The organism is Orenia sp. (assembly GCF_055140805.1).
The window spans coordinates 1-11,190 of the sequence record NZ_JBSQYM010000097.1; the positions used below are offsets into that span (position 1 = coordinate 1).

Genomic DNA, 11,190 nt, shown 5'->3' on the forward strand with positions numbered 1-11,190 from the left:
ACCCCAATAAAAAGAAGTTTTACACACACTCATGGCTCACACTCGACACAAAGTGTCCCACTATCTATTGTTTCATTCTAAAGTTGGATGACTATATAAATATACAAGCCTAAAGTAAAATTTAATAGATATAATGCAATAGTTTTAGAAATCTGGAATCAGTTATCAGGAACCTGTAAACTATACTGATTCCTGATTGCTGGTTCCCGACACGAAAGTGTCGCAATATATCTAGATAAAGACATATTTAAAGTTCACTCTAAAGTTTGATGACTATTATAAATCTAAACTTAAACTTTTCAATCAGACAATTATCATTTTATCTCGTTAAGCTACCATTGACAAGCTATTATTCTAAATTTCGCTGATAAATATAGATTCTACTCTGATTATCTTCACTTACTAAGACTAGTAGCTCCTGCTGTCCATCATTATTAATATCATCTATTACTAAATCTTTAATCTCTCCTGTAAAATTATCACTCTTCCATTTAGAGATATATTCTTTTCCATTCCATAAAAAAGATACTAATTGATTCTCTCCATCGGTAGTTGTCTGAAAGATTATCTCCTCTTTATCTTTAAAGATTCCAAGATTAGCTCCATATTTATTGGGGAAGGAATACTCAAAATTACCATCTAAATCATAAACCTTCATTCTATTCTTCCCTTTACCATCATAGGCTGTAACTATCATCTCAGTCTCTGTATCATCATCTATATCTCCAATAGCCAAGCGATACCCCTCATTAGATTCCAGATTTAACTCAAAATCAGTCTTATAAGAACCAGCTTCCCAAAAATTAAACCTTAAGCGATTACGATAATCTCTAGTGATTAGATAATCTCTTCCCTTTAATTTAACTAAAGCTTTTGGTCGATTTCTATACAAGTTATCAAAAGCCTTAACCTTATAATCTTTTTGACTCCAATTAAATTTAAAGAGATAATTAAAGTTCTCAGCAAAAATTTCAGCAACTCCATCGTGATCATTATCACCGACCACTAATTCATAGTCATCATACTCAGTTAACTGATAAGCATCTATTACATCACCTTCGATTAATTCACCATCTCTATAATTAAAGATATTCAATGAATCTTTAGTATTTAATATAATCTCAATATCATCATCAGTATTAATATCACCCACAGCAATGCTTTGACTTCTGATATCAAGCAAGTCACTTTTATAAAGCAGGCTAAACTCCTTATTACTTTCCTTGCTCTTATAATATTCTAAGAATTTATTATCTTTAGCTAAAGTGATAATTTCTTCTTGATTGGTATTTTTATTCTGCTGTGAATATAATTTACTATAGATAAAGATACTATTCTTCCCCTCTGAAATATCGACAAATAACAAGAGAGCAAGATTTAACTCTCTCATCATAAAATTAATCTGATTTTGCTTGATATCACCCTTGATACCAAGCCCTTCTAAAACCTTGTCAATCCTTTTACTATCAACTACCTCAAATCTATTATCATGATCCAAATAGTTATTAAAATAATCTTTAATACGATCAGCTAATAGATCAAAACCTTTGCTATCATTAAAGGTAAGAACTCCAATCTTTTTAATTCGCTCTTTAAGGACTATCTTGTCCCCTCTCTCTATCTTAGCTTTAGAATCAAGCCTACTTACCTTTGCTATCGAAAACTCTTCTTCAACTTGACTAACCTTTATTTCTCCTATCTCTCTTTTGAATTTGCCTAATATCATTTGAGTAATGGGATCTTTTAAAAGCTTGCCTTCTCTAAAAACCTTAAAATTCTGTCCAATGAATAAGTTATCTTTATCACCTAAATTAATATAAACTTGCTTATCCTTGATATCTACTACATATCCCTCCACAGGGTCATTATCTTTAAATAAAACTTCACTGAGATTATCTAACCTTTCTATTATACTACTATTAGCAGAGCTAACACCAGTCATGATTACTAAAAATAGAATTAATAGAATAATTATTCTCTTCACAGCTATCCCTCTTTCTATATATATTACCCAGTAAAAATGCAGAGTAAAGATAAAAAACCTCAACTCATTAGTATTCCAATATCAAATTTAACTACTAAACTATAAATTCTATAATCAATAAATAATTCCTCTCTTAAATTAATAGATTTGAGAATTACCACCTTAGTATAAGTTTGGAAGGTATAAATAAGATTAATGCTAGAGATATCCCTAGCATTAATCTTCATCAATAGATTCTTCTACTCTTCTTCTAAAATAACAACATTTATCAGTCAAATAAACATGACAGTTTAAACGGTGGCAATAGAATCTATTGTATATAAAATAAATACAATCCTTACAGATCAATAAATCCCTCCTAATCCTAAGCAGATTAACAATTCTTCATACTCTTGATAAATAATAATCAGCTCTTTTTTATAGATAAAAGATTTTAGAATAATTTTTTAGGTTATAACCTCATAATTATACTCTAACTATCTTCTTTTATCAGTTAGCTATACTAACAATTATTTTACTTATCAGCTATAATTATGACCTTTGCTCTTAGTATTATGTTTCGACCTTCACTCTATTTTTATGCCAGAGATACTTTAATCTTGCAATGAAATAATTTCCTGATAACACTCTGGATAGGATTTAGCTCATATTATAATAATTTTATGCTAGGAGATTAATTGATGTAATATAGAGATAGTGCGACACTTTGTGTCGAGTGTGAGCTATGAGTGTGAGTGTGTGTAAAACTTCTTTTTATTGGGACTCACACTCACACACCCACTCACGCTAATTTTAAAACTGTCCAAATATCCCTAACTATCAAAAAATAAAAGTGCTACCTAGCTTCTCAGCTAAGCAGCACTTTTATTTTACATTAAATTATGCTTTTACCTCTGTCTCTTCATCACCATGTAGAATCTTTCTTAAAAAGTTCATTACAAATTGAGAAAGATCTTCCATAATATCATAGATAACTGGAACAATTACTAAAGTCAAGACTGTAGCAAGGGATAATCCTCCAATTACTACAATTGCCATCGATTGTTGCATCTCAGCTCCTGCTCCAATTCCTAAAGCTAAAGGTATCATAGCTAAGATAGTCGTAAGTGATGTCATCATAACTGGTCTTAATCTAATTGGACCAGCATTTAAAATAGCTTGTTCGCGGTCTTCATATTCACGCCGTGTATTGATATAATCTACCAGCACGATACCATTATTAACAACAATTCCTGCCAGCATAATTATCCCAATAAAACCATTGATACTTAAAGGAACACCTGTAATTGCTAAAGCAGAGATTGCTCCTACCAAAGAGACTGGTACTGTAAACATAATTATAAAAGGATGGACTAATGATTCAAATTGAGCAGCCATTACCATATAAACTAAGATAATCGCTAGAATCATTGCCTTGCCTAACTCTTGGAAGGATTCTGCCATATCACCGGCATCACCTTGATAATTGATACTATATCCTGCGGGAAGCTCCATCTTATTCAATTTTGCTTGAATATCTCCTAAGACAGCACCTAAACTACGGTTATGGGTATCTGTAGAGATAGTAAACTTACGTTCTTGCTCTTCTCTTTCAATTGCATTTGGGCCAGTTGCATATCTTATCTCAGCTATCTGTGACAATGGTACCAATCCACCTTGTGGAGAATTAATCTTGACATTTAATAATTTATTAACTGAATCGGTCTCTTCATCAAATAGCTTCAAACGAATATCATACTCTTTTCCATTTTCTTTATACTTACTTACTTCTGCACCATCAATTGCAGTATCTAAGGTATTAAATAACTGTTGCTTAGTAATCCCTAGCTCTTTAGCTAAATTATCTTTAGGGATAATCTCCAATTCTGGTTTACTGGCTTTAGGTGTAATGGCAATGTTTCTAGTTCCCTCTGTAGCTTCAATCTTTCCTTCTATCTGCTTAGCTAAAGCTAATAAAGTATCTAAATCTGGTCCTTGAACATTGACATTGATTGCACTACCACCCTTACCTTTGTGCCCCATCATTGAAGTTTGTGGTACAACATTGATCTTGGCTCCTGCTACATCCTTTAACCTAGTTCTAATTACCTCAGCTATGTCAGTAACACTACGATCTCTCTTATCTAAATCTACTAAATCTACCTCAATTTCACCTTCATAGCTATTACTATCAGAACCAACTTCACTAGAAAAACTCTCTATCTCTGGAATATCCGAAATCTTAGTTTTCATCTCTTTGATAAATTTATTAGTATTCTCTAGCTTTGTCCCTTGAGCTAGCTCAAAGTAAAGATTTACTGTTCCTCGGTCAGATTTAGGCATAAACTCTACCTGTAAAGGAATCAGCTTACTTTTAAGCCCAAAGGCAAACAAGACTAAAATAACTATTAATGATAGAGCAACAACATAACGCCATTTTAAAGCTACTTTTAAAATTCCTTGATATGTCTTTGTAATAATTCCCCTTTTATTCTTGGACTCATCTACCTCCACTCGCAATAGCTTAGAAGACAGCATTGGAATAAAGGTTAGAGCAACTACTAAAGAAGCCAGTAGTGAAAAGGCAATAGTCTTTGACATCGGAGTAAAGATTACTCCAGCAATTCCTTCTACAAAGAGCATTGGTAAAAATACAATTACTGTAGTCATTGTAGATGCAAAAATAGCAATACCTACTTCTGCAGTTCCTTCTTTGGCTGCTTGAATCCTACCTAGCCCTTCATGATGATGGCGATAAATATTCTCCAACACTACAACGGAGTTATCTAAAAGCATCCCAATACCTAAACTCAATCCACCTAAAGTTAAGTTGTTTAGGGTCAAGCCTCCAAAGTACATCATTGCTAAAGTAGCAATTACTGAGATTGGAATGGCAGTTGAAATAATTACCGTTGTCCTGATATTTCTCAAAAATAGAAATAAGATGATAATGGCTAAGATTCCACCCATAAAGAAGTTTTGTTGCACACTAGCAATAGAGTCTTTAATAAATTCAGAAGTATCTGAAATAACCTTAACTTCAATATTTTCAGGAATCTCCTGCTTTAACTGCTCTAGCTGCTTATTAACTGCATCAGCTACCTCTACAGTGTTAGCATCATTTTGTTTCTTTACTCCTAAAGTAATACTTCTCTTACCCTTTAGATAACTATACTGCTCTATCTCAGCATGAGTATCTTCAACTACGGCAACATCAGATAAATTTATCTTCTGACCACTAGAAGAGATTAATTGAATAGCTCTAATCTCATCTACACTTTGAAACTCCCCTTCTCCTTTTAATGAAAGCTTTTTAGCACCGTCATCTACTTCACCAACACTCATATTTAAATTAGAGCTTTTAATGCTAGATGATATATCATCTAAAGTCAAGCCATAACCATTTAACTTCTCTTGGTTAACTTTAATTTGAATCTCCCGATCCAAACCACCAACAATATCTACAGCAGCAACACCAGATATTTTTTCTAACTGTGTTTCAAATTTATCTTCTGCTAACTGCTTCAAATAGGTTAAGTTACTTCCAGACATAGCTATTCTAACAATCGGTTCATTGGCTGGGTCAAACTGCATAATAATCGGTTCATCAGCCCCATCAGGTAGAGCATCTTTCACCATATCAACCTTATCTCTCACATCATTTTTAGCATTATCTATATCTGCACCCCAGTCAAACTCCAAAATAATTGTAGAAACACCCTCTTTACTTGTAGAGTGAATCTTATCTAATCCTTCTACTGTAGCCACAGTTTCCTCTAACGGGTCAGTTAAAGAGTCCTCTACCTCTTCTGGACTAGCCCCACTATATTGTGTTTGAACAACAACATAAGGCAGATCCAAATCTGGCAATAGATCAACACCTAATCTAGTAAAGGATACTCCACCAATTAATACTACTAGGAGTACAAACATGGTAATAGCTATGGGGCGATCTATTGAAAAATCAGAAAGCTTCATTATTGCCCACCTCCTCCGACAATTCGCACTTGATTCCCATCACTTACTTGTTCTGCACCAACAGTAATTACTCTATCTCCAGCTGAAACCCCTGATAAAATCTCTACATCTTTTGTATTAGTTAATCCAGTACTTACTTCCTTTTTAACTGCCTTATTATCTTTAACTATATAAACATAGGACTGGTCATCTTCTTGAATTAATGCTTGTTTAGGAATAACTACCTTTCCAGCACTGTAATCTGTTTGAATTTTAACCTCAGCATACATTCCAGCTTTAATTAAGTTGCTACTATTATCAACATTGATTTCAACTGGAAAGCCTAACTTCTCTTGATTTAATGCTGGACTAATATTAGCAATCTTACCTGCTAATTTATGATCTAAAGCATTAAAGTCTACCTCTACTGACTGATTTAGCTCCAAGTTATTGATATTCTTCTCACTAACATAGGTTTTAATTTTGATTGAACTAAGATCTATAATTGAAATTACTGGTTGTGTTCCAGCCATCTCCCCTACTTCAAGATTAACCTCTGCTATTCTCCCAGTAAAAGGAGCAGTAATTTCAGTCTTAGCTAAATTTAGCTTAGCAGTATCTAATTTAGCTTCTGCTTGGGCTACATTAGATTTTTGGGTATTAATCGCCTCTTTAGTTGGTCCTGCTTGTGACATCTTTAAAGACTCCTGCAAGGCCTTATAATTATTTTTAGCACTGATATATTCTGTTCTAACACTCTCTAATTGCTGCTTAGAGATAGCCTCTTTATCAAATAATCTTTGATAACGTTTATAATCTCTTTCTTTTTGTTCATATTTAGCCTTAGCTTGCTCTACTTGAGCAATTAACTTATCGATCTCTTCTTGTCTACTTCCAGCTAAAAGCTCTTCTAAAGCAGCTTGGGCTGCCTCCAACCCTGCCTGAGCTTCAGCTACTTGTGCTTTGATATCTGCTTGGTCTAACTGAACTAACTTATCTCCTGCTTCAACTCTATCACCTTCATCAACTAAGACCTCTACTACTTTTTTCTGTAATTGAGGGGTCAAGTCAGCTGACTTGACTGCTTTAGCTGTTCCTGTAACTGTAATATAATTGCTTAGCTCACCAGTCTTTGCTGTTATAACCTCTACTGGGATTCCAGTTACCTCTTGGGTCTTTTGTTGAGTACTTGCCTTTTTAGCTTGCTTTGCTCCACAACCTGTTAGAGCAGTAACTGTTACTGCTAATATTAATAACATCATAATTACCTTCTTATAATCCCTTAGCATGGTACTTCCTCCTTAAAATTATTTTACTTTTTCTAAATTCTTCCCAATTACTTTATTCAATTCAGCCACTGCTAAATTATAATCATAAATTGCTTGATAATATTGAGTTCTAACCTGTTGATAAGTTGTTTGAACATCTAACAAATCCAAACTACTGATAATTCCTTCTTTAAATTTAAACTCATTATCCTCCAAATTCTCTTGAGCCTGCTTTAAATTCAGCTCATTTAATTTAATTTTATCTCTTGCTACCCTTAAATTCAATAAAGTAGTTTTAATTGATAATTTCAGATCCTTTTTAGTCTTCTTTTGATCCAATTGAATCTTTTCTAATTTTTTGCTCAATTGGGTCTCTTGTTCCTTACCACTACCACCATCAAATAGATTATAACTAAGACTTAAAATCGTCTTCCACTCACCATCACTAACCCTTAACTTATCATCACTAGCTGTATAATCTGCATTCAAACTAACATTGGGATAGAGATTGCTATTTTTCTCTCTCTTTAAATCAAGCTTTGCATTCTCTTCTTGTAAATTTAGTAGCTTAAATGCAGGTTTATTATGTAAAGCATACCCATAAACCGCTTCCATCTTAAACTTCTCTTCTTGCCATTCTAAACTGTCACTAATCCTCAATTCAGTATTATCTTCCATATTTAAAGTATTCTTTAAAGCTAACTTGGCAGTCTCTAAGTTATTTTTAGCTACTAACAATTCTTGTTGGGCTTGATTATAACTGACTCTCGCCTGTAACACATCACTTTTAGTATTTATTCCTACTTCTTTGTTGGCTTCAGCCACTTTTACATACTCTTTATTTTGATTAACCTGTTGTTCGCGCACTTTAAGAATCTCTTTAGCCTTTAAGATATTATAATATTCTTCTGACACCTGATAAATAATCTCTTCTTTCTTCTGTTCTAACTGGACTTTACTGATTTCTAAATTATTTTTAGCAATTGCATAAGCAGCTCTTAACTGTCCTGCTGAGAAGATCGGTTGCTTTAAAGTTAAGCTAACACTATAATTATCTTTAGCTCCATCATATTGTGGTTGTTCTTCTCCAAATCTAGTATAGTCACTTCCCAAGTCCACAGTAGGATAAAAAGCATCCTTGGCCTCTCTTAACTGGGCTTCTGTTCTTTCAATCTCTCTTCTTAATTTATTCAATTCCAAATTCTCTGCTAAAGCAGTTTTAATTATTTTCTCTTTATTGATTAACTCCTGAGCAGAAGCAATCGTAGAAAAGCTAATTAATAAAGTAATTATTAAGATACAAATCTCTCTTCTCTTCATCAATAATCCTCCTTAACCTATTAAAATTTGATTCCATTTAATATAATATTTAAAATTAAATTTGTTGTCTCTTCTACCTCCTCTAATTCATAAACACTAGGATTATAAGCACCTCCAATTGCGCCTAAAATAAAATTAGCTAACTCTTCTGCTTCAATATTAGATACGAACTCACCATTCTCCTGCCCTTCTCTAATTATTTTAGCTACACTATTAGTTCCTACTTCCCGTAATTTTTGTATCTCCTTATAAAAATTTTCACCTGGACTAGCAGAACACTCTTGTGTCATCTTAACAATATTTTTACCTTTCTTAAAAAAATCAAGATGAAGTCTAATTATTGCTTCTAATTTTTCTATCGCACTTTTATTAATCTGTTCAACCTCATCAGCTAATTTACTATTGAGTAATTCAACCCCTGAAACGATAATCCCCCAAAATAATTCCTCTTTACTATTAAAATACCAATAAACTGTCCCCTTAGCTACTCCTGCTTCATCAGCTATCTCAGCAACAGTTGTGTTATGATAACCCTGTTGGGCAAATAATTTAATTGATGCCTGAATCAATCTATCCTTCTTTGATTTATCTGACATATACCTTCCCCCTTTTTTAGAAGCATTTCTCGTCTGACTGGTCAGTTTGACTATGTAGTCAATATACTAACATAAGTTTTACTTAAAGTCAATAATTTTCCATATTAAGATAATGATATTAATTGTAGAACTTATGCTAAAGTTTCTTTTTTCTACATCTATTGATAATATAGGACAAAAAATATATAATAGAGAGAGTAAATAAAATAAATACAGAAAGGTAGGAAGCAGATGACTTATCATACCCATTCTTTATTCGGCTTTGTTTTTGCTGTAATTATAATTAAACTATTAGCACTATTTAATGTTATAGATCTATCTTATTTAATCGAAGGATCTATCTTTAATGGAGACTTATGGAAGTTCTATACCGCAGCTATTATCGGTTCATTATTACCTGATATAGATCATGCTAGTAGTAAAGCTGGCAAGGCTCTATGGTTTATTAGTAAACCTCTAAAATGGTTTGGAATAAAGCACCGTGGCTTTACCCATAGTCTATTAGGATTTATATTATTTGGCTTCTTAACTAAAGAGTTGATCGATTTAAACTGGATTAGCCAGTTAATCTGGTATGGTCTATTAATCGGTTATATCAGTCATATATTGGCAGATATGCTCAATGTTCATGGTATTCCTCTATTCTATCCAAATGATAGAAGATTTAAATTCCATACCAATATCACTACTGGAAGTTGGGGTGAACATCTTTTATTCCTAATTATCTTTACAGTAGTAACTCTTATTATTACTTATGAACGGGGCTATATAAATTTTAACCTAAATGATTTAATGAGTATCTTTAATTAAGAATAACAATAATTTTTTTGTATAGTTTAGATATAGCTATTCAAATCTAGGCAACCCCATTAAAGCCATATATTTTACTCAAATTTAATCTTAGACTCAATCTCAAAGTAGAGTTATTGATCCATCTTAAATAAAAAAAGACTATAAGAAACCCCCACTAAAAATTAGTGGGGGGGGTTATCAATCTCATAAAATTGAAAGTCCGCCTTTAATTTTATATTATAATTTGATATCTATTTGAGCCTCTTTCTTCAATCCTTTTACAAAGCTATTCCATTTAGTTTGTTGTGCTTGTTGAGTAAGCAAGTTCTTAATCTTCTCTTTAGCATCTGCTAAGGGAATAATTCCTGCCTCTTGCTTATCCTCTACTTTGATAATATGATAACCAAATTTTGTCTTGACAGGCTCACTTATTTCACCAACTTGAAGATTAAAAGCAGCTTGCTCGAATTCTGGAACCATCTGTCCTTTACTGAAATATCCTAACTCTCCGCCATTTTTAGCAGAAGGTCCTTCAGAATATTTTTTAGCTAATTTAGCAAAATCCTCTCCCTTTTTTAGTTCCTTTAATACTTTTTGAGCTTTAGCTTTTGCTTCCTTGTCAGTCTTATCATCTGTTGTAATTAAAATATGTTTAGCCTTAACTTGGGCAGGACGCTTAAATTTAGACTTATTCTCTTCATAGTAATTTTCTATCTTCTCTTCTGTAATCACAACACCATCAACTACTTCTTGCTGTAATTTCTGAATTAAAACTTCATCTTTATTATTCTCCCAAATCATATTTTTAAATTCTTCTAAAGAACTTACCCCTTTACTCTCTAAAGCCTTTAATAATTCTTTATCTGTAAGCTGATTCTGTTTTTGAATTGATTCTACTTTTTTATTTAATAGATTATTTTTTTCTTCTTGAGAGATAGTTATTCCTTCATTTTTAGCTTCTAGCTCTAGCATCTTCATATCAATTAATGAATTAAGTTTCTGCTTACGATACTCATTTAGTAATTTTTTCCCATCTTCTGATGAAAATAAAAGTTGAGCAAAGCCACTGTCTACTTGAGCTAATCCTCTATATAATTGTTGTATATTTACAAACTGATTTAACTGGGCTTCTGTTATCCCCTCACCATTGACAGTTGCTACAAAATTATCATTGTTATCACTTTTAGCTCCAAATGCTATACTGCTTATTAGTAGTAATGATGCCATCAAAATTAAACTGATTTTAAGTTTCATTAAATATCCCCTTTCAAATTCCTGTCTCTTATACACATCT

The 11,190-nt window shown here is 32.6% G+C and carries 9 protein-coding genes; 1 reads left to right on the top strand and 8 read right to left on the bottom strand.

Annotation, left to right across the window (positions count from 1 at the left end; all coding sequences use genetic code 11):
* Positions 1–349 precede the first annotated feature (349 nt).
* From ACTCDL_RS10280 to ACTCDL_RS10310, 7 genes are all read right to left on the bottom strand, one after another.
* On the bottom strand, positions 350–1,984 hold the full coding sequence (locus ACTCDL_RS10280; protein ID WP_463176377.1) for a FlgT C-terminal domain-containing protein: 1,635 nt from the start codon (positions 1,982–1,984) through the stop codon (positions 350–352).
* 59 nt (positions 1,985–2,043) lie between these two features.
* Entirely contained in the window at positions 2,044–2,211 is a 168-nt protein-coding gene (locus ACTCDL_RS10285; protein ID WP_463176378.1) for a hypothetical protein, read from the bottom strand.
* Positions 2,201–2,332 (bottom strand): hypothetical protein, encoded by a 132-nt coding sequence (locus ACTCDL_RS10290; RefSeq protein WP_463176380.1) that lies wholly within the window; start codon positions 2,330–2,332, stop codon positions 2,201–2,203. Before ACTCDL_RS10290 ends, ACTCDL_RS10285 begins: the two co-directional genes overlap by 11 nt.
* A gap of 531 nt (positions 2,333–2,863) precedes the next feature.
* Positions 2,864–5,941 (bottom strand): efflux RND transporter permease subunit, encoded by a 3,078-nt coding sequence (locus tag ACTCDL_RS10295; RefSeq protein WP_463176381.1) that lies wholly within the window; start codon positions 5,939–5,941, stop codon positions 2,864–2,866.
* Entirely contained in the window at positions 5,941–7,209 is a 1,269-nt protein-coding gene (locus tag ACTCDL_RS10300; RefSeq protein WP_463176382.1) for an efflux RND transporter periplasmic adaptor subunit, read from the bottom strand. Before ACTCDL_RS10300 ends, ACTCDL_RS10295 begins: the two co-directional genes overlap by 1 nt.
* 18 nt (positions 7,210–7,227) lie before the next feature.
* Complete coding sequence (locus ACTCDL_RS10305; protein WP_463176383.1) at positions 7,228–8,508, bottom strand: TolC family protein; 1,281 nt, start codon at positions 8,506–8,508, stop codon at positions 7,228–7,230.
* A gap of 20 nt (positions 8,509–8,528) precedes the next feature.
* A complete protein-coding gene (locus tag ACTCDL_RS10310) occupies positions 8,529–9,104 on the bottom strand; it encodes a TetR/AcrR family transcriptional regulator (RefSeq protein WP_463176385.1) in 576 nt (191 codons plus the stop codon).
* A gap of 231 nt (positions 9,105–9,335) precedes the next feature.
* On the opposite strand from ACTCDL_RS10310, the gene ACTCDL_RS10315 reads away from it, so the two are divergent.
* Complete coding sequence (locus ACTCDL_RS10315; RefSeq protein WP_463176386.1) at positions 9,336–9,914, top strand: metal-dependent hydrolase; 579 nt, start codon at positions 9,336–9,338, stop codon at positions 9,912–9,914.
* A gap of 219 nt (positions 9,915–10,133) precedes the next feature.
* On the opposite strand, the gene ACTCDL_RS10320 is transcribed toward ACTCDL_RS10315, so the two are convergent.
* The coding region (locus ACTCDL_RS10320) for a peptidylprolyl isomerase (RefSeq protein WP_463176387.1) at positions 10,134–11,190 on the bottom strand (1,057 nt) is incomplete at its 5' end.